Origin of the sequence: Rhodovulum adriaticum, from assembly GCF_004345735.1 — a bacterium.
GTDB lineage: Bacteria > Pseudomonadota > Alphaproteobacteria > Rhodobacterales > Rhodobacteraceae > Rhodovulum > Rhodovulum adriaticum.
In genome coordinates this window covers 230,094-248,485 of sequence record NZ_SLXL01000002.1, presented here as the reverse complement: position 1 = coordinate 248,485, position 18,392 = coordinate 230,094, and the positions used below count along the sequence as shown (strand labels likewise).

General features: G+C 66.6%; 17 protein-coding genes. 9 read left to right on the top strand and 8 right to left on the bottom strand.

Features of this window, described 5'->3' with window-relative positions; genetic code table 11:
* Nucleotides 1–76 precede the first annotated feature (76 nt).
* Together cobS and EV656_RS04625 are read right to left on the bottom strand one after the other, a co-directional pair.
* Nucleotides 77–1,048 carry a cobaltochelatase subunit CobS gene (gene cobS, locus EV656_RS04630; protein WP_132600050.1) on the bottom strand — a complete coding sequence of 324 codons (972 nt, stop codon included), beginning with the start codon at nucleotides 1,046–1,048 and terminating at the stop codon, nucleotides 77–79.
* 453 nt (nucleotides 1,049–1,501) lie between these two features.
* Nucleotides 1,502–2,125: a J domain-containing protein gene (locus tag EV656_RS04625; RefSeq protein WP_132600047.1), complete on the bottom strand. Its 624-nt coding sequence runs from the start codon at nucleotides 2,123–2,125 to the stop codon at nucleotides 1,502–1,504.
* Nucleotides 2,126–2,199: 74 nt separating this feature from the next.
* On the opposite strand from EV656_RS04625, the gene EV656_RS04620 reads away from it, so the two are divergent.
* Nucleotides 2,200–2,457, top strand: a complete 258-nt coding sequence (locus EV656_RS04620; RefSeq protein WP_132600044.1) for a BolA family protein — start codon at nucleotides 2,200–2,202, stop codon at nucleotides 2,455–2,457.
* 10 nt (nucleotides 2,458–2,467) lie between these two features.
* Here the strand turns inward: EV656_RS04620 and EV656_RS16760 are convergent, their stop codons facing one another.
* The 4 genes from EV656_RS16760 to pepN form a co-directional block, all read right to left on the bottom strand.
* Nucleotides 2,468–2,896, bottom strand: coding sequence for a DUF4177 domain-containing protein (locus tag EV656_RS16760; protein ID WP_243695674.1), 429 nt, complete (start codon nucleotides 2,894–2,896; stop codon nucleotides 2,468–2,470).
* Nucleotides 2,897–2,900: 4 nt separating this feature from the next.
* Nucleotides 2,901–4,409 carry an Asp-tRNA(Asn)/Glu-tRNA(Gln) amidotransferase subunit GatB gene (gene gatB / locus EV656_RS04610; RefSeq protein WP_132600041.1) on the bottom strand — a complete coding sequence of 503 codons (1,509 nt, stop codon included), beginning with the start codon at nucleotides 4,407–4,409 and terminating at the stop codon, nucleotides 2,901–2,903.
* A 233-nt stretch (nucleotides 4,410–4,642) separates the two neighbouring features.
* A complete protein-coding gene (locus EV656_RS04605) occupies nucleotides 4,643–5,518 on the bottom strand; it encodes a lysophospholipid acyltransferase family protein (RefSeq protein WP_132600038.1) in 876 nt (291 codons plus the stop codon).
* Between the two features lie 84 nt (nucleotides 5,519–5,602).
* Nucleotides 5,603–8,164, bottom strand: coding sequence for an aminopeptidase N (gene pepN, locus EV656_RS04600; RefSeq protein WP_132600035.1), 2,562 nt, complete (start codon nucleotides 8,162–8,164; stop codon nucleotides 5,603–5,605).
* A 97-nt stretch (nucleotides 8,165–8,261) separates the two neighbouring features.
* On the opposite strand from pepN, the gene EV656_RS04595 reads away from it, so the two are divergent.
* From EV656_RS04595 to EV656_RS04580, 4 genes are all read left to right on the top strand, one after another.
* Nucleotides 8,262–9,791 carry an FAD-binding domain-containing protein gene (locus EV656_RS04595; RefSeq protein ID WP_132600032.1) on the top strand — a complete coding sequence of 510 codons (1,530 nt, stop codon included), beginning with the start codon at nucleotides 8,262–8,264 and terminating at the stop codon, nucleotides 9,789–9,791.
* Between the two features lie 2 nt (nucleotides 9,792–9,793).
* Entirely contained in the window at nucleotides 9,794–9,988 is a 195-nt protein-coding gene (locus EV656_RS04590; protein WP_132600029.1) for a DUF2256 domain-containing protein, read from the top strand.
* Between the two features lie 7 nt (nucleotides 9,989–9,995).
* The gene (locus EV656_RS04585; protein ID WP_132600026.1) at nucleotides 9,996–10,772 is read left to right on the top strand and encodes a gamma-glutamyl-gamma-aminobutyrate hydrolase family protein; all 777 of its coding nucleotides are present in this window, start codon (nucleotides 9,996–9,998) and stop codon (nucleotides 10,770–10,772) included.
* A 130-nt stretch (nucleotides 10,773–10,902) separates the two neighbouring features.
* Complete coding sequence (locus EV656_RS04580) at nucleotides 10,903–11,331, top strand: c-type cytochrome (RefSeq protein ID WP_132600023.1); 429 nt, start codon at nucleotides 10,903–10,905, stop codon at nucleotides 11,329–11,331.
* 25 nt (nucleotides 11,332–11,356) lie between these two features.
* Here EV656_RS04580 and EV656_RS04575 read toward each other — a convergent pair whose 3' ends face one another.
* The gene (locus EV656_RS04575; protein ID WP_165918934.1) at nucleotides 11,357–11,851 is read right to left on the bottom strand and encodes a GNAT family N-acetyltransferase; all 495 of its coding nucleotides are present in this window, start codon (nucleotides 11,849–11,851) and stop codon (nucleotides 11,357–11,359) included.
* 177 nt (nucleotides 11,852–12,028) lie between these two features.
* Here EV656_RS04575 and EV656_RS04570 point away from each other — a divergent pair, with 177 nt between their 5' ends.
* The 4 genes from EV656_RS04570 (at nucleotide 12,029) to EV656_RS04555 (ending at nucleotide 17,177) form a co-directional block, all read left to right on the top strand.
* Complete coding sequence (locus tag EV656_RS04570) at nucleotides 12,029–12,496, top strand: methyltransferase family protein (RefSeq protein ID WP_243695673.1); 468 nt, start codon at nucleotides 12,029–12,031, stop codon at nucleotides 12,494–12,496.
* Between the two features lie 126 nt (nucleotides 12,497–12,622).
* On the top strand, nucleotides 12,623–14,197 hold the full coding sequence (locus EV656_RS04565; protein WP_132600017.1) for a Re/Si-specific NAD(P)(+) transhydrogenase subunit alpha: 1,575 nt from the start codon (nucleotides 12,623–12,625) through the stop codon (nucleotides 14,195–14,197).
* A 15-nt stretch (nucleotides 14,198–14,212) separates the two neighbouring features.
* Nucleotides 14,213–15,646 carry an NAD(P)(+) transhydrogenase (Re/Si-specific) subunit beta gene (locus EV656_RS04560; protein ID WP_132600014.1) on the top strand — a complete coding sequence of 478 codons (1,434 nt, stop codon included), beginning with the start codon at nucleotides 14,213–14,215 and terminating at the stop codon, nucleotides 15,644–15,646.
* A gap of 244 nt (nucleotides 15,647–15,890) precedes the next feature.
* The gene (locus tag EV656_RS04555) at nucleotides 15,891–17,177 is read left to right on the top strand and encodes a DUF3422 family protein (protein WP_132600011.1); all 1,287 of its coding nucleotides are present in this window, start codon (nucleotides 15,891–15,893) and stop codon (nucleotides 17,175–17,177) included.
* On the opposite strand, the gene EV656_RS04550 is transcribed toward EV656_RS04555, so the two are convergent.
* A complete protein-coding gene (locus tag EV656_RS04550) occupies nucleotides 17,140–18,192 on the bottom strand; it encodes a YeeE/YedE family protein (RefSeq protein ID WP_132600008.1) in 1,053 nt (350 codons plus the stop codon). The genes EV656_RS04555 and EV656_RS04550 overlap by 38 nt on opposite strands.
* Nucleotides 18,193–18,392 lie beyond the last annotated feature (200 nt).

The following is an 18,392-nucleotide window of genomic DNA, read 5'->3' as shown; positions in this document are numbered from 1 at the left end:
GCGCCCTGTCCTTCTTCTTGGTCCAAATACCCCCGCCGGAGGCGCGCGCCCGTCAAGGGCGCGTTCCCCGTCAGGCTCAGCCCAGGCTGACGCTGGCCGCGCTTTCCGGCAATTCTTCGTCGAAAAGCCGCTGATAGAACTCGGCCACGGTCTGGCGTTCCAGCTCGTCGCATTTGTTCAGGAAGGTCACCCGGAAGGCATAGCCCACATCGCGGAAGATCCCGGCATTCTGCGCCCAGGCGATCACCGTCCGCGGGCTCATCACCGTAGAAAGATCCCCGTTCATGAAGGCCGTGCGCGTCAGGTCCGCGACCGACACCATATGCCCGATGGTCTTGCGGCCCTTCTCGGTGTTGTAATTCGGGCATTTGGCCAGCACGATCGCGGTTTCCGCGTCATGGGACAGATAGTTCAGCGTGGCCACCATCGACCAGCGGTCCATCTGGCCCTGGTTGATCTGCTGGGTGCCGTGATACAGCCCCGTCGTATCGCCCAGGCCCACCGTGTTTGCGGTGGCGAACAGGCGGAAGCTGGGATGCGGGGTGATGACCTCGTTCTGGTCCAGCAGGGTCAGCTTGCCGTCCACCTCCAGCACGCGCTGGATCACGAACATCACGTCCGCGCGGCCCGCATCGTATTCGTCGAACACGATGGCGCAGGGGTTGCGCAGCGCCCAGGGCAGGATGCCCTCCTGAAACTCGGTCACCTGCTTGCCGTCGCGCAGCTTGATCGCGTCCTTGCCGATCAGGTCGATCCGGCTGATATGGCTGTCCAGGTTGACGCGCACGCATTGCCAGTTCAGCCGGGCGGCCACCTGTTCGATATGGGTGGATTTGCCGGTGCCGTGATAGCCCTGGATCATCACCCGGCGGTTATGGGCAAAGCCTGCCAGGATCGCCAGCGTGGTGTCGGGGTCGAACTTGTAGGTGGAATCGAGATCGGGCACCCGGTCGGTCCGCTCTTCGAAGCCCTTGACCGTCATGTCCGTGTCGATTCCGAAGACCTCGCGCACCGAGATGTCTTCGGTGGGTTTGGCTGCGCTTGTCATGCTGCGTCCGTTTCTTGTTCCTGCCGTGGCGCTCTGCGCGGCGGCCGCCACCGGGCGCTGCGCGATCAGCCTTCGTAGTGGAACATATCGCCCCGGGGCGCAAGGGGAAGGCCATGGGGCGCGGTTCAGCCCCTTTGCGGCGGCGCGGCGTTCGATGTGCGTGGCAAATCCGGTTCAACGTCAAAATGCGCAGGTGACAGGCAGGGCGGGGGCCGCTACCACTGCGCGTAGCCGTGCATGCCGCCGTTTTCACCCAGAGGTGGCGTCCGGCCGGGGATGAGGACGAACGGGACATGTCGCCGGTGTACGAGTGCGCTGAGTAATCGGTTCGGTTCGGCGGCATCTGCATGCGCGCCCGGTGATAGGGACGCGGATGCGGGGCCCCGCCCGCCGTGTTTTTGGGCGGGCGGGGTGTCTCTCCCCCCTCTTTCCGGCGGCGATCTCCGCGCGGCCCTACTGGAAGTTGCGGCTGTCCTTGATCTGATCCCAGGCCCAGACGACTTCTTGCAGGCGGTCCTCGTCGGCGCGGTTGCCGCCGTTCATGTCCGGGTGCAGATCCTTGACCAGCGATTTGTATTGCTTGCGGATCGCAGTCTTGGTCATGGTGTCCGCCGCGCCCAGGATTTCCAGCGCCTTGCGCTCGGTGGGCGGCAGGCGCCGCGTACCGGAGGTGCGGCCGGGGTTGCGCGTGGCATTCTCGCCCAGCACCTGGTGGGGGTCGTCGACGCCCAGCCGCGACCAGGCCCGCTGTTCGTCATTCTTGCCAAAGGGTTTGGTTTCCCGCTCCCAGACGCGGTCCTTGTCGATTTGGGCCTCTAGTTCCTCTTCGGTGGCGCCGTTGAAGAAGTTCCACTTCAGATTGTATTCGCGGACATGGTCCTTGCAGAACCACAGGTACTCGTCCAGGTGATCGGGGGATTTGGGGGCGCGGTACTGTCCAGGTTCATTGCAACCGGGATGTTCGCAGACCCGCTGCGAGGTTTCGAACGCCCCGGACATGCCCCGGCGGCCCCGTGTGCGCCGCTTCTTATCTGCCGAAACGGAAATATCGAATCCGAAGGGATCGCTTTTCGTCATGCCTGCCACCTTTTCGACTCGGACCCGGAAGTTTAGAGGTTTGTTCAGGGGAATGAAGGGGAAAGACGGGGAAAATGAAGTTGAGCGACGAAATCCATAGCCGCCTGTTGCAGGCCTTTGCGCCGACGCGGCTGGAGGTGATCGACGACAGCGAACGCCACCGCGGGCATTCGGGCTGGCGCGAAGGGGGACAAACCCATTTCAAGGTGCAGATTTCGGCGCCAGCCTTTGCCGAAATGGCCCCGCTGGCCCGGCACCGGGCGGTGCATGACGCGTTGGGCAAGGAGGTGCTGAACCGCATCCATGCCCTGTCCCTGACGGTGGAGGGGTAAGGGCGCCGCGTTAGCGCGGCTCTTCCCCTTCTGCCGGGCCAAGCGGCCGTTCGGGCGGCGGGGGGATGTCCGGCGCACGCGCGGGGCCCAGTTCGGGCGCCTCGCCCTCGGGCACCTCTGGGTGCAGCGACAGCGCGGCCGTGCGCGCCATCTGTTCGGGGTCGGGCCGTGCAGGGGCGGGCGTTTCCGCGTCGGTGTCATGCACGACATGCGCCCGGCGGAACACCAGCAGGTTTTGATAGACCGTTGTCCGGCTGCGCAGACCCTGGCGTTCCTCGCAGGGCAGGGTGTCCGCGCGCAGGTATTCCCAGCCATCGGCCGCCATCTGGTTCATCAGAACCGTCAGCGCATGGGCAAAGCGATCGGCCGTACCCTTGACCCCCGGCGCACGCTGGCCGCGGGTCGGGGCGGGGACGACCTTGTATTCATACTGCGTCACGCGGTTATCCCAGCTTCTTCGACACGATCTCGTTGACCGCCTTGGGGTTGGCCTTGCCGCCGGTGGCCTTCATCACCTGGCCCACGAACCAGCCCGCCAGTTTTGGGTTGGCCTTGGCCTTTTCCACCTGGGCGGGATTGGCGGCGATGATTTCGTCCACGACCTTTTCGATGGCGCCGGTGTCGGTGACCTGCTTCATGCCGCGCTCTTCCACGATCTGCGCCGGGTCGCCGCCCTCGGTATAGACGATCTCGAACAGATCCTTGGCGATCTTGCCCGAAATGTCGCCGCGGCCGATCAGGTCGATGATGCCGCCCAGTTGCGCCGGGCTGACCGGGCTTTCGGTGATGTCGCGGTCATCCTTCTTCAGCCGGCCGAACAGCTCGTTGATGACCCAGTTCGCGGCCATCTTGCCGTCGCGGCCCTGTGCCACCTCTTCGAAATAGGCGGCGGCCTCGACCTCGGCGGTCAGGACAGAGGCGTCGTATTCGGTCAGCCCGAATTCGGTGACGAAGCGGGCCTTCTTCTCGTCCGGCAGTTCGGGCAGGCTGGCCGCGATATCGTCCACCCAGGCCTGTTCGATCTCCAGCGGCAGCAAGTCGGGGCAGGGGAAGTAGCGGTAGTCATGCGCCTCTTCCTTGGACCGCATCGACCGGGTTTCCCCCTTGTCGGGATCGTAAAGGCGGGTTTCCTGCACGACCCCGCCGCCATCCTCGACAATGGCGATCTGGCGGCGGGCCTCATACTCGATGGCCTGCTGGATGAACCGCATGGAGTTCATGTTCTTGATCTCGCACCGCGTGCCGAGATGCGAGAAATCGCCGGTCTCGCGGTACTTTTCATAGGCGCCGGGTTCGCAGACCGACACGTTCACGTCGGCGCGCAGGTTGCCGTTCTGCATGTTGCCGTCGCAGGTGCCCAGGTAACGCATGATCTGGCGCAGCTTGCCGACATAGGCGGCGGCCTCTTCGGGGCCGCGGATGTCGGGGCGGCTGACGATTTCCATCAGCGCGACGCCGGTGCGGTTGAGATCGACGAAGGACATGTGCGGGTCCATGTCGTGGATCGACTTGCCGGCATCCTGTTCCAGGTGGATCCGCTCGATCCGCACCCGGCGCGCCACGCCCGGCCCCATGTCGACCAGCACTTCGCCCTCGCCCACGATGGGGTGGTACAACTGGCTGATCTGATAGCCCTGCGGCAGGTCGGGGTAGAAGTAGTTCTTGCGGTCGAAGGCCGAAGTCAGGTTGATCCCCGCCTTCAGCCCCAGCCCGGTGCGCACGGCCTGGGCCACGCAGAACGCGTTGATGACGGGCAGCATGCCGGGCATCGCCGCGTCCACGAAGGCGACGTTGGAATTCGGCTCGGCCCCAAAGGTGGTGGAAGCGCCGGAAAACAGCTTGGCGTTGCTGGCCACCTGGGCGTGCACCTCCAGCCCGATCACCAGTTCCCAATCGGCCTTGGCGCCGGAAATCACCTTGGGTTTGGGGGGCTCAAAACTCAGGTCGAGCATCGGTCGCGGCTCCTGTCTGGGGATTGGCTTGCCTTCTAGGCCAGCGGCGGCGGCGGGGCAAGCCCGGGCCGCGCGCCCGCGTCACCTGGCGCCCTTGCCCCGGCGCTGCGCCGGGGGGGCGGCCGTTCGGCCGTGGGTATTTTTACCAAGAAGAAGGCCAAGGCGCGCTGGTGCCTTCTTCTTGGTGAAAATACCCATTGCTCTGGTCGTGCCACGGGCGCGGCGCCGGGGCATCAGCCCATCGCGGTGGACCGGGCCCAACTGGGCAGGCGGGTGTTGTGCAGCAGGCTGACGCGCGGGGCATGTGGCCCGCCAAGGGCCAAGGTGGCCGCGCGCAGCATGGCGATTCCCTCTTCCGACTTGACCGGCAGCGCCGAGGGCGAGATCGGCTCGCCCACCGTCACGCGATAGGGCTGGCGATCCTTGTTCAATGTCTCGTGGAACAGCGTGATGTCGCGCAAGGTCGGGTGCACGAGGTCGAACAGGTAGAACAGCGCCGAGTTGCGCGCCCGGATATTGACCGGGATCACCGGCAGGTCGAACTTGCGCGCGATCATGGCCGCCGAGGCCATCCACGGCCGCTCGTGCAGGGACAGGCCGCGCCGTTTTGCCAGCCGCCCCGAGGGGAAGATCACCCCGACCCGTCCCGCGTCGATCGCCTTGCGGGTATAGGCCATGGTTTCGCGGGTCTTGCCGTGGCTGCGCTTTTCCTCGCGCCATTCCACCGGGGCGATGATGTCGTCCATCTGGGGCAGAACCCGCAGGATGTCGCTGTTGGCATAGAAGAAGAGATCGGGCCTGCTCTGGCGCAAGAGACTCCACAACATGATGCCGTCGGCGATGCCGGTGGGATGGTTGGCCACGACCAGCGCCGGGCCCCTGCGGGGCAGGTTGTCCAACCCGCTGGCCTGCACGTCGCGGGCCAGAAGGCGCGCCATTTCATCCATGATGACCGGGGCGGGGTGATCTTTCAGAACCTCGCCCAGGGCAAGGGTGCGCGGATAGCCCAACAGATCGGTCAGGGTCTTGCGCGCAACCGCGGTTCCCGGCCGGTCGCGGAACAGCCAGGGCGCGCGTTCTTCGATCAGGGGGTCTATTCTGTCCTTCATACGCCCTCAGACCATACCACGATGACGTTCATGTGACAGCAGACCCGATTCGCAGCCCGCCGGTCAAAGGAAAAGCCTTCCGGTTCAACTGTCTCCGGCGGCGCGCAGGCGCGCAACCATCTCGCCCATGTCGCGGCTCAGGCCCGCCTGCGTGGCGATTCGGTCCAGTTCGGCGCGGATCAGGGCCTGCCTTTCGCTGTCATAGCGCGGCCAGGTCTCAAAGGCGGTGGACATGCGTGCGGCGGTCTGCGGGTTGGCCGCGTCCATGCGCAGCAGCCAGTCCGCCACCAGCCGGTAACCCGCGCCAGACGCGTCGTGGAACCCGGCGGCGTTCATCGTCAGCCCGCCGATCACCGCGCGGAAGCGGTTGGGGTTCTTCCAGTTGAACGCCGCATGTTCGGTCAGGCAGCGGGCGGTGTCGACTGCGTTTTCCGGTGCGGCCAGGCTGACCTGCAGGGCGAACCATTTGTCCATGACCAGCCGGTCCTCCGCCCAGCGGGTGGCGAAGCGGTCCAGCTCTTCGGTGCCTGCGCCGATCTCCAGCAGGGCGGTCAGGGCGCCGATCTCGTCGGTCATGTTGTCGGCGGCGGCGAAATGGGCGCGGGCCTGCGCGCCGCCGTCCAGCCGGGCCATGTGGGACAGGGCGGCCAGGCGCAGGGCGCGCCGCCCGGCATCCGCCGCGCCGGGGCTGTAGGGGCCGGGGCAGGCCAACCCGTCGTAAAGCGCGGGCCAGAGCGTTTGCAGGTGGCCGGCCAGCGCATCTTTCAGCGCCTCGCGCGCGGTGTGGATGGTCAGCGGGCCGGGGGTATGCCCAAGCGCATGCAGGTGTTCGGCCATCTGATCCTCGCCCGGCAGGCGCAGGGCCAGCGCGCGAAAAGCGGGGTCCAACGTCGCGTCGCGGGCCACCGCGGCCAGCGCGTCCAGGAAGGCGCCATCGGGGGCGGCGCCGTCGCGGATCATGGCGGTCAGCACGTCGCGGGCCAGCAGGCGCCCGGCCTCCCACTTGTTGAAGGGGTCGGTGTCATGGGCCAGCAGGACGGCGCGTTCCTGGGCGCTGGTTTCACGTTCCAGCACCACCGGCGCCGAGAAGCCGCGCAGGATAGAGGGCACCGGGCGCGCATCCAGCCCGGTGAAGGCAAAGCTCTGCTCGGCCTCGGTCATTTCAAGAACGGTGGTCGGCACCACCTCGTCGCCATTGGGGGCCAGCAGACCCACGGCCAGCGGGATCACCTGTGGGGCCTTGTCCGGCTGGCCGGGCGTGGGCGGCGTTTCCTGCCGGAGGTGCAGCGTGTAGGTGCCATCGGCAAAATCGTCGGTGACGCTCAGGCGCGGGGTGCCGGCCTGGGAATACCAGCGCTTGAACTGGGTCAGGTCGCGGCCTGTGGCATCCTCGAACACCTTCAGCCAATCCTCGATCGTGGCGGCCTGTCCATCGTGGCGCTCGAAATACAGCGCCAGTGCCTTGTCATAGCCTGCGGGTCCGACCAGCCGGCGCAGCATCCCGATCACCTCGGCGCCCTTTTCGTAGACGGTCGCGGTATAGAAGTTGTTGATCTCGGTAAAGCTTTCGGGGCGCACCGGGTGGGCCAGGGGGCCTGCATCCTCGCGGAACTGGCGGGCGCGCAAGGCGATCACGTCCTCGATCCGCTTGACCGCCGCGGACCGTTCATCGGCCGAGAATTGCGAGTCGCGGAATACCGTCAGCCCCTCTTTCAGGCACAGCTGGAACCAGTCGCGGCAGGTGATGCGGTTGCCGGTCCAGTTGTGGAAATACTCATGCGCGATGATGCGTTCGATATTGTCGTAATCGCGGTCGGTCGCGGTCTGGGGGCTGGCCAGAACGTAGCGCGAGTTGAAGATGTTCAGGCCCTTGTTTTCCATCGCGCCCATGTTGAAATCGTCCACCGCGACGATGTTGAACACGTCCAGGTCATAGGCGCGGCCATAGACCTGTTCGTCCCATTTCATCGAGCGGATCAAGCTGTCCAGCGCGTAATCGGCCTTGCCATGGTCTGCGGGGCGGACCCAGATGTTCAGGTCCACCTTGCGCCCCTCGCAGGTGGTGAATGCGCCGCTGGTCGCGACCAGATCGCCGGCCACCAGCGCGAACAGATAGGCGGGTTTCGGCCAGGGGTCGTGCCATTCCGCCCAGCCCGTACCCTGCGCCACCGGGTTGCCGTTGGACAGCAGCACCGGCAGGTCGCTTTCGATGCGCACGGTAAAGGGTGCCATCACGTCGGGGCGGTCGGGGTAATAGGTGATCTTGCGAAAGCCCTCGGCCTCGCACTGGCTGCAATACATGCCGTTCGACATGTACAGGCCTTCCAGCGCGGTGTTTTCCTCCGGCGCGATCTCGACCTCGGCCTCCCAGGTAAAGGGGGCGTCGGGCACGGTGCAGGTCAGCCCCTCGGTGTCGGTCTGGGGGGTGACCTTGGTCCCGTCGATGGCCGCGCGCAGCAGCGTCAGCTCCTCGCCATGCAGAAAGAAGCGGCGATCTTGCGCCGCCGGGTTCGGCCGAAAGGCGATCCGCGAAATCACGCGCGTCTTTGTGGGATGCAGCCGGAACGTCAGGTCCACGCTGTCAACAAGATAGGCGGGGGGCGTGTAATCGCGCAGGAACACGGGCTGCGGCGCGGCGTCTTTCATCGGGCACTCCTCTGATCTGCCCCTAGACCTATCTGTTCGCGGGCGAGGTGCAAGCGGGTGCCTTGGTTGCTGCGAATGTTCGATTTATGTTCTTATCATGGACGTGACGATTCTCTGGTTCAAACGCGACCTGCGGGTGGCCGATCACCCCGCGCTGGCCCATGCCGCGGCGGGCGAGGGGGCGGTTCTGCCGCTTTACATCGTCGAACCGGGCTATTGGGCCTTGCCCGATACCTCGGCCCGGCAATGGCGGTTCACGGCGGAGTGTCTGGGGGCATTGTCCGATGAACTGGTTGCCCTGGGGGCGCCCTTGCAGGTCGAGCTGGGTGAGGCCGTGTCGGTGCTGGACCGGCTGGCCGACCGCTGGCCGGTGACGCGGATCGTCAGTCACGAGGAAACCGGAAACGCCTGGACCTATGCCCGCGACCGGGCGGTGGCGATCTGGGCGCGGGGCCGGGGCATCGCGTGGGTGGAACTGGCGCAATCGGGCGTGGTGCGGCGGCTGGCCGGGCGGGATGGATGGGCAGCGCGGCGCGACCGATTCATGCGCGCCCCGCAGGTCGAGGCCCCCGCTGCGCTGCGCGGGCTGGCCGGAACGATGCCGGGCACGCCCCCCGAGGCGCGCGACCTGCGCCTGGCCTTCGATCCGTGCCCGGGGCGGCAAAAGGGCGGGCGCGCGGCGGGGCTGGATCTGTTGGACAGTTTCCTGACCGCGCGCGGGCAGGATTACCGGCGGGCCATGTCCTCGCCGATGGCGGGGGCCACCGCCTGTTCGCGCCTGTCGCCCCATATCGCACTGGGCAGCCTGTCCCTGCGCGAGGTAGAGCAGGCGACGGCGGCCAGCCGCCGTGCCGTGGCAGGCGCAGGCGATGGCTGGGCGGGCAGCCTGAAGAGTTTCTCTTCTCGCCTCGCCTGGCGCGACCACTTCATGCAAAAGCTGGAGGATGAACCCACCCTCGAACACCGCTGCCTGCATTCCGCCTATGAGGGGTTGCGCCCGCACGCGCCTGACGCGGCGCGGCTGGCGGCATGGCAGCGGGGGGAAACGGGCCTGCCCTTCGTCGATGCCTGCATGCGGTCGCTGATCCACACGGGTTGGCTGAACTTTCGCATGCGGTCGATGCTGGTGGCGGTGGCCTCTTATCACCTGTGGCTGGACTGGCGCGCGACGGGGCCGTACCTGGCGCGGATGTTCACCGATTACGAACCGGGCATCCACTGGCCGCAGATGCAGATGCAATCGGGGACGACGGGGATGAACACGATCCGCATCTACAACCCGGTGAAACAGGGCTATGATCAGGATCCGACCGGCGCGTTCACCCGCAAATGGCTGCCGGAATTGGCAGAGGTTCCGGATGCCTTCTTGCACGAACCCTGGCGATGGCAGGGCGGGCGGCGCCTGCTGGGGCGGCGCTATCCCGCGCCGGTGGTCGATGTTGCCGCCGCCGCCCGGGCGGCCCGCGTGGCTGTCTGGGGCGTGCGCGAGCGGGCCGGTTTCGGGGACGAGGCCGCCCGCGTGATCGCGCGCCATGCCTCGCGCAAGGACCGGGCGGGCCGCTTTGTCAACGACCGCGCGCCGCGCCCGCGCCGGGGCGATGCGCGGCAATTGCGGCTGGACCTGTAGGCATGGCGCGGATGCGCAAGAAGGGCGATCTGCCGACCAAGGTCTGTACCGCGTGCGGCCGGCCCTTTGCGTGGCGCAGAAAATGGGCGCGCGACTGGGAAAACGTGCGTTTCTGCTCGGATCGGTGCCGCCGGGCGGGGCGCGGCTGTTCCTCTGGGGCAAACCGCCCTATATCTGGGGGCAAACCGGAAAGGTGAGGATTCCATGGCGCGCCCCCGTGTCGGCATCATCGGCAACAGCTACCTGATAAACGAAGAATATCCCGCCCATGCCGGGGGCACGATGAATTCCGAGGCGGTGGCCGAGGTGGCGGGCGCCATGCCGTTGCTGATCCCCGCCGATCCGCGATTTGTGTCCGTGCCCGAGTTGCTGGAGTGTTTCGACGGGTTCCTGTTCACCGGGGGGCGGCCCAACGTCCATCCCGAGGAATACGGCGAACCCGCGACCGAGGCCCATGGCGCCTTTGACCGGGCGCGCGACGCGATCGCCCTGCCGCTGATCCGCGCGCTGGTCGAGCGCGGCCAGCCGTTTTTCGGCATCTGCCGCGGGTTCCAAGAGGTGAACGTGGCGATGGGCGGCACGCTTTACCCCGAGATCCGCGAATTGCCGGGCCGGATGAACCACCGCATGCCCCCCGACGGCACGCTGGAGGAAAAATTCGCCCTGCGTCACAAGGTGCAACTGGTCGAGGGTGGGGTATTCCACCGAATCCTGGGCGCGACCGAGGTAATGACCAACACCCTGCACGGGCAGGGGATCAAGACCGCAGGCCCCCGCATTGTGGTCGAGGGACATGCGCCCGACGGCACGCCAGAGGCGCTGCATGTGGCCGATGCGCCCGGTTTTGCGCTGGCCGTGCAATGGCACCCCGAATACCGGGCGGCCTGTGATCCGGTGTCCCGCCCCCTGTTCGAGGCCTTTGGCCAGGCGGTCGCCGCCTGGTCGCGGGGCGAGCGGCAACCGCTGCTGCAAAGCGCCTGACCGCGCGCCCGGCGGCGGGTACGGGATTGCGTGATTTCGCACCAAACCACAGCAAGATACACGGCCTCGTGAATTGAGCCTCCTGTAACTGGAAGCGCGAAGATGGCGCGGAAGTGAAAGGGAGGAATAGATGCGCCTTGTAATCCTTGGTCTTGTTGCCGTCATCGTTGTGGCTGGTGTCGCCGCCGTATCGTGGCTTGGGACTGGCCCGCGCACACAGATTGCGGCCACGTCCGACACCCCGGAGATGGTCGAGGTTTACGTCCCGGACCTAGGTCCGATGGCTGCGACAGGCAGGTCCGTCTTTGCCGAGAATTGCGCCGCTTGCCATGGTCCGAACGCAGGGGGGCGCGATGGGCTGGGGCCGCCGCTGGTGCATCGCATCTACGAACCCGGGCATCACGGGGATATGGCCTTCTTGATGGCGGCCCGTCAGGGGGTGCGCGCCCATCACTGGCGGTTCGGCGACATGGCGCCCGTCCCCGGTGTGAGCGTAGAGGAAATGACCGCCGTGATCGCCTATGTGCGCCGTCTGCAACGCGCGAACGGTATCTACTGAGCGTCTTGCCAATGGCCCCGCCCCCTTACAACAGCCGTTCCATCCGAAAATTCGTCAGCGCGACGCCCTCGCGGATCACACTTTGCCGGGCAATCGTCTGCCAGCCGAGCGCCGTGAAAAAGGGGCGGGCGATCAGGCTGGCCTGGGTGTCCAGCAGGCTCAGCCCCTGCGCCCGGGCGCGGTCCAGGATCGCCGTGTGCAGCGCCCGCCCGATGCCCTGCCCGGCGTGATCGGGGGCGACATAGGCCAGGTCCAGGTGCCCGTCATGGCCCAATGTCATGAACCCCGCCGCCCGTCCCCGGCTTTCCGCAAGGATCGTCACGCCGCCCATCAGCCTGTCGTTCCAGTCGGGCGGCGCCGTCGGCGAGGGCGCCCAGGCATTGCGTTCGCGGGCGGAATAGGCGGTGACCGTTCCCCCGTGCACGGCCGCGAAGAAGACCGCGTATAGCGCCGTGCCGTCGCTGGAGCGGGCCGGGCGCAGGCGGCAGGGCCTGCGAAAGGACGCTTGGGTCGGTGGCACGGGCGGCTCCGTCACGGTGGATGGCACAGCTTTGCGGGGTGCGGCGGGGGATGCAAGGGTGCAGATCCGGCTTGATCGGGGCGGGGCGGGGCGACTAAACCGGCGCCAAGCTGCCGAAGGAGGTCCCATGCCCGTCCTGTTCGCGCCTTGTGCGCCCCTGCCCGGCGAGATGTCCCGGTGAAGGCGTTCGCCGCGTGGCTGATCCACCGGCTGGAATTGCCGCCCGGCTGGATGCTGGCCTTTGCCGCCATCGCCTGGGCGCAGGCGCAGGTGCTGCCTTTCACCGTCCTGGGGGTCGCGGGCGACGTGATCGGGGGCGCGCTGGTGCTGGCGGGATTGGCGGTGTCCGGCTGGGCTGCGCTGCATTTCATCCTGGAACGCACCTCGCTGATCCCGCGGACCCGACCCAACACGCTGGTAACGCGGGGAATGTATCGCTTTTCCCGAAATCCGATCTATCTTTCCGACACCGCAATCCTGCTGGGCCTGATCCTGTACTGGGATGCGTTGCTGTGCTTGCCGCTTGTGCCACTATACATGAAGGTGATCGAATGGCGTTTCATTCACCGCGAAGAGGCTGTGCTACGCGATCATTTCGGTGAGGAGTTCGAGGCTTATGCCGCGCGTGTCCGCCGCTGGCTGTGACGCGCGGATCGGCCACAACACAAAAGCCGCGTGAGCGGCTTGTGAAACAATCTTTCGCAGTGGTATGAGACGGCGACCTGACCCGGCCCATCCACGGCCCAATGCCTGAAAGAGGGGATCAAAGACGTGAAAATCGGGGCACCGAAGGAGATTTTCGAGGGCGAGGCCCGGGTGGCCATGACCCCCGACAGCGCCCTTCAGCTGCAAAAGCTGGGCTATGACTGCCTGATCGAGACCGGCGCGGGCGACCGCGCGGGCTTTACCGACGAGGCCTATAAACAGGCCGGCGTCGAGGTCGTGCATTCGGCCTCTGCGCTTTGGCAGGCCAGCGACATCGTCATCAAGGTGCGCGAGCCCTCGGACGAGGAAGCCGCGCGCCTGCGCAACGGCCAGACGCTCATCAGCTTCTTCTGGCCGGCCCAGAACGAGGCGATGCTGGAAACCTGCAAGTCCAAGGGCGCCAATGTCATCGCAATGGACATGGTCCCGCGGATTTCCCGCGCTCAGAAGATGGACGCGCTGTCGTCCATGGCCAATATTGCCGGCTACCGCGCGGTGATCGAGGCGGGCAACAATTTCGGCCGCTTCTTCACCGGCCAGGTGACGGCGGCGGGCAAGGTGCCCCCGGCCAAGGTGCTGGTGGTCGGCGCCGGTGTGGCGGGCCTTGCCGCGATCGGCACGGCGACCAGCCTGGGCGCGATCACCTACGCCTTTGACGTGCGGCCCGAAGTGGCCGAGCAGATCGAATCGATGGGCGCGGAATTCGTCTATCTCGATTTCGAGGAAGAGACCCAGGACGGCGCGGAAACCGGCGGCTACGCCGCGCCCTCGTCGCCCGAATTCCGGGAAAAGCAGCTGGAGAAATTCCGCGAGCTGGCCCCGGAGATGGACATCGTCATCACCACCGCCCTGATCCCCGGCCGCCCGGCGCCCAAGCTGTGGCTGGAAGACATGGTCGCGGCGATGAAGCCCGGTTCCGTCGTGGTGGACCTGGCCGCCGAAAAGGGTGGCAACTGCGACCTGACCGTGGCCGACCAGAAGGTCGTATCCGACAACGGCGTGACCATCGTCGGCTATACCGACTTCCCCAGCCGGATGGCGACGCAGTCTTCGACGCTGTATTCCACGAATATCCGTCACATGATGACCGACCTGACGCCCGAAAAGGATGGCAAGGTCGTGCACAACATGGAAGACGACGTGATCCGCGGTGCGACGGTCACCTATGAGGGCGAGATTACCTTCCCGCCGCCGCCGCCGAAGGTGAAGGCGATTGCGGCAAAGCCGCAGGCGGAAAAGCCCAAAGAGCTGACGCCCGAAGAGAAGAAGGCCCAGGAAAAGGCTGCCTTCCGCAAGCAGACGATCACCCAGGTCAGCCTGCTGGCCGGCGGTGCGGCGCTGCTGCTGGGCGTGGGCCTGGTGGCCCCGGCCAGCTTCATGCAGCATTTCATCGTCTTCGTGCTGGCGGTCTTCGTCGGCTTCCAGGTGATCTGGAATGTCAGCCACTCGCTGCACACGCCGCTGATGGCGATCACCAACGCGATCTCGTCGATCATCATTCTGGGGGCGTTGATGCAGATCGGGTCGGGGTCGTTCCTGGTGATCGTTCTGGCCGCGCTGGCGGTGTTCATGGCCGGGATCAACATCTTCGGCGGCTTCCTCGTGACACGGCGCATGCTCGCCATGTTCCAGAAATCGTAAAGAGGGGCTGAGACAATGGATTTCGGTTTCACGACAGCGGCCTATGTGGTTTCGGCCGTGCTCTTCATCCTCGCCCTGGGCGGGCTGTCGGGTCAGGAAAGCGCCAAGCGCGCGATCTGGTACGGCATCGTCGGCATGGCGCTGGCGGTGGCGGCGACGCTGACCGGGCCGGGACAGGGGCTGTGGCTCTTGTCGCTGATCATGATCGCTGGCGGCGCCTTTATCGGTTACCAGCTGGCGACCCGCGTGCAGATGACCCAGATGCCCGAGCTTGTGGCGATCATGCATTCGCTGGTGGGTCTGGCGGCGGTTTTCGTCGGCTTCAACGCGGATTTCGAACTGAACCGCGTGCTGGCCATGGACGAAGCCGCGCGCGAAAGCCTGACCGGCTTTGCCGCCATTCTGGCCCACAAGACGCCCGTTGAAATCAACATCCTGCGCGTCGAACTGGTGCTGGGCGTCTGGATTGGTGCGGTGACCTTTACCGGCTCGGTCGTGGCCTATGGCAAGTTGGCGGGCAAGGTGAACTCTGCCGCGAAAAAGCTGCCCGGCGGGCATATCCTGAACGCTGCTGCGGCGATCCTGTCGGTGGTCATGGCGGTGTGGTTCTTCAACGGGGGCGGCTTTGTCGCGCTGTTCCTGCTGACGCTGCTGGCGCTGTTCATCGGCTATCACCTAATCATGGGGATCGGCGGCGCGGACATGCCGGTCGTGGTCTCGATGCTGAACTCCTACTCGGGCTGGGCGGCGGCGGCGATCGGCTTTAGCCTTGGCAATGACCTGCTGATCGTGGTGGGCGCGCTGGTGGGTTCGTCCGGGGCGATCCTCAGCTACATCATGTGTAAGGCGATGAACCGGCATTTCGTCAGCGTGATCCTGGGCGGCTTTGGCGGCACGGGTGGTCCCGCGGCCGAGGTCGAGGGCGAGATGATCGCCATCGACGCCGACGGCGTGGCCAGCGCGCTGGAGGATGCCGACAGCGTCATCATCGTGCCGGGCTACGGCATGGCGGTGGCCCAGGCGCAGAACTCTGTCTCGGTGCTGACCGAACATCTGCGCAAGCAGGGCAAGAGCGTGCGTTTCGCCATCCACCCGGTCGCCGGCCGTCTGCCGGGGCACATGAACGTGCTGCTGGCCGAGGCCAAGGTGCCCTATGACATCGTGCTGGAGATGGACGAGATCAACGACGACTTCCCGTCGACCGACGTTGCCATCGTCATCGGGTCCAACGACATCGTGAACCCGGCCGCGCAAGAAGATCCGAACTCGCCCATCGCCGGGATGCCGGTGCTGGAGGTCTGGAAAGCCAAGCAGGTCTTCGTGATGAAGCGGGGCAAGGGTACTGGCTATTCGGGGATCGAGAATCCGCTGTTCTTCAAGGACAACACGCGGATGTTCTACGGCGATGCCCGCGAAAGCCTGGACAAGTTGCTGGCGCTGATCCGCTGATCCGCCCCACCGTCCGAGACAGGCAGCGCCCCGCCCCCTGGCGGGGCGTTTGCGTTGCGACGGGCAATTCAATTGCGCGCCTGCGGCGCATTCCTTTTTCCGGCCCGTTCCGGGCCGGTGGATGGGTATTTCTGCCAAGAAGAAGGGCAGGGGGCGCCTGCCCGCGTTCAGGCGCGCCACGCCGCGTTTACAATCTGGGCGTTTGCGCTAGGGATTGGACAACACCGTAACAGAAGGTGCCGCCATGAGCCCGATCGAAGACCACCCGTTGCGCTATGCGCTAACGAACGAGTTGCACGCGCGTCCCTTTCCGTCGCTGGAGACGCCCTGCCATGCGGCCTTTCTGGCGGTCAAGCCGCCCCGGGATGCGGTGACCCGGGATCGAGACGCGGACCGGGCGCATATCATCGACCTGCTGGACCGCTTTGGCGCGCAGCACCCCAAGCCGGGGGATACGCATTTTTTCGGTGACATGGGGCGCCACAAGATCAAGTGGGAAAGCCATGCGGAGTTCGTGACCTACACGATCTTTACCCCCGGCGTGGCCGAGCGGCCGTTCGATCCCGACGCGTTCGATGTCTTCCCCGAGGATTGGCAGGCGGCCGCGCCGGGGGCGCGGCTGACCTCGGCGTTGATCCGCGTGGAACAGCTGCGCGACGGGCGCGAGGATATTGACGACCGTCTGGCCGAGTGGTTCGTGCCCGACAGTCTGACCGCCTCGTCGATCCTGGATGACGCGGGGATCATGGCGACGGATTTCCGCATCGACAGCGCGGGCCACATGCGGTTCGCCGTCTTTGTGCGGCCGGGCACCGGGCAGCGCCGGGTGGGGCGGATCGTCCAGCGCCTGACCGAGATCGAGACCTACAAGGCCATGTCGATGCTGGGTCTGCCCAGGGCGCGGCAATTGTCCATGCGCCTGGGCGAGATGGACCCGCAACTGACCGAGCTGGTGGGCGAGATGCGCACCGGCCACCGCCAGCCCGAGGAAACGCTGAAGGCGTTGCTGGCGGTTTCTGCCGAACTGGAGGGTCTGCTGGCGCAATCGGCCTTTCGTTTCTCGGCCACGCAGGCCTATGAGGCATTGGTGCATCAGCGTGTCGATGTCTTGCGCGAACAGCGTTTCGGGTATCGGCAGACCTTTCGTGAATTCATGATGCGCCGGTATGAGCCGTCGATGCGGACGATCAAGGCCGCCGAGACGCACCTGCATTCCATGGTGGATCGGGCGGCGCGGGCGGCGAACCTGTTGCGGACGCAGGTGGATGTCGAACGCTCGGCGCAGAACCAGAAGTTGCTGGAGAGCATGGATCGCCGCGCCGATCTGCAACTGCGCCTGCAGCGCACGGTCGAGGGATTGTCGGTTGTGGCGATCAGCTATTACGCGGTCAGCCTGGTGTCCTACATCGTCTACCCCCTGGCCGAGCGCGTGGCGCTGTCCAAGGGGATGCTGACCGCGTTGCTGACGCCAGCTGTCGTGCTGGCGGTCTGGCTCATGTTGCGGCGGATACGCCGCTCGATGGGGCACTGAGCAGGGCCTGGGTGGCCCGAGCGCCCACGGCGATCGCCGCCAGGGCCAGGACGGCCGCCAGGCTGAGTGTCGGAATACCGGCAAGTCCGGCGCCCACGGTGCAGCCGCCCGCCAGCACCCCGCCGATGCCCATCAGCACCGCGCCGCCCATGTAGCGGCCCGTCTGCGCGGGGCTGTCGAAGCTTTGCCAGCGGAACCGCCCCGACAGGCGGGCCGAGATGGCCGCCCCGGCCAGAACGCCGCCCAGCAGACCGACGCCAAAGGTCGGCTTGATCGCGGTCGCGGCGACGCCCCAGAACAGGGTTTCGGCGGCCGGAGCGGTAAAGGACAGGCCGGTCAGCGGCACCGGGTCGAAATCGTCGTACAGCACGAAGCCGGTGCCGACCCAGGCCGCGGGCACCAGCAGGCCCAGCAGGGCGGCCAGGGCCAGCCGCCCGCGCGGCGCGCCAGAGCAGCAGGCCAGCGCCGCCGCCCCGGCGGCCAGGACCAGCGCCCAGCCGAAGGCCGGGCCGGGCAGGGCGGCCAGGCTGGCATAATCGCCAACGGGCAGGGTCCAGGCGCCCAAGGCGGTGCGCAGGGGCGCCAGCACCCCCTTCAGCGTGGCATGGGCCACGATGGCAAAGACCACCAGCACCAGCAGCGCGCGCAGGTTGCCGCTGCCGCCCAACACGGTCAGCCGCGAGATGCAGCCGCGGGTCAGGACCATGCCCGCGCCGAACAGCACGCCCCCGGTCAGGAGCGCGGCCAGCGCCAGGTCGGGGCTGTGCAGGCGGTGCCCCTCGAATGCGATCAGCCCGGCCGCCGCAGCGGCCTGCGTGCCCAGGATCGCGGTGGCCAGCGCGGCCATCCAGATGCCCAGGGCGGGGCGGCGCGTTTCGGCCGGGCCAGTCACGGCGCGGCGAAAGCAAAAGCCGGTGATCTCGGCCAAGGCGCCGAAGGCCAGGCCGATGGCGAGGCCGAGATAGGGAACAAGATCGGGGGCGGTCAGCGTATCGAAGCCGAAATCGGCAAACATGGTGGCGGTCCTTTCGCGGGCGGTTTGCGGTCCTTTCGCGGGCGGTTTCCCGTGGACTGCGCGTTTCGCATCCCCCGGTCAACGCCGGGCGCCGGTCTGCGGGGGGGCGCCGGGCGGACAGGGTTTTCGCATGGTTTTCAGCGCGTGGACGGCATCGCGCGGTCCGGGGTCGGGGCGAACCGCGTTCCGGGCCGCGCGGC

Bases quoted from the DNA above. Each gene is read 5' to 3' on its own strand.
- cobS (WP_132600050.1), bottom strand. From the start codon at position 1,048: ATGACAAGCGCAGCCAAACCCACCGAAGACATCTCGGTGCGCGAGGTC.
- EV656_RS04625 (WP_132600047.1), bottom strand. From the start codon at position 2,125: ATGACGAAAAGCGATCCCTTCGGATTCGATATTTCCGTTTCGGCAGAT.
- EV656_RS04620 (WP_132600044.1), top strand. From the start codon at position 2,200: ATGAAGTTGAGCGACGAAATCCATAGCCGCCTGTTGCAGGCCTTTGCG.
- gatB (WP_132600041.1), bottom strand. From the start codon at position 4,409: ATGCTCGACCTGAGTTTTGAGCCCCCCAAACCCAAGGTGATTTCCGGC.
- EV656_RS04605 (WP_132600038.1), bottom strand. From the start codon at position 5,518: ATGAAGGACAGAATAGACCCCCTGATCGAAGAACGCGCGCCCTGGCTG.
- pepN (WP_132600035.1), bottom strand. From the start codon at position 8,164: ATGAAAGACGCCGCGCCGCAGCCCGTGTTCCTGCGCGATTACACGCCC.
- EV656_RS04595 (WP_132600032.1), top strand. From the start codon at position 8,262: ATGGACGTGACGATTCTCTGGTTCAAACGCGACCTGCGGGTGGCCGAT.
- EV656_RS04590 (WP_132600029.1), top strand. From the start codon at position 9,794: ATGGCGCGGATGCGCAAGAAGGGCGATCTGCCGACCAAGGTCTGTACC.
- EV656_RS04585 (WP_132600026.1), top strand. From the start codon at position 9,996: ATGGCGCGCCCCCGTGTCGGCATCATCGGCAACAGCTACCTGATAAAC.
- EV656_RS04580 (WP_132600023.1), top strand. From the start codon at position 10,903: ATGCGCCTTGTAATCCTTGGTCTTGTTGCCGTCATCGTTGTGGCTGGT.
- EV656_RS04560 (WP_132600014.1), top strand. From the start codon at position 14,213: ATGGATTTCGGTTTCACGACAGCGGCCTATGTGGTTTCGGCCGTGCTC.
- EV656_RS04555 (WP_132600011.1), top strand. From the start codon at position 15,891: ATGAGCCCGATCGAAGACCACCCGTTGCGCTATGCGCTAACGAACGAG.
- EV656_RS04550 (WP_132600008.1), bottom strand. From the start codon at position 18,192: ATGTTTGCCGATTTCGGCTTCGATACGCTGACCGCCCCCGATCTTGTT.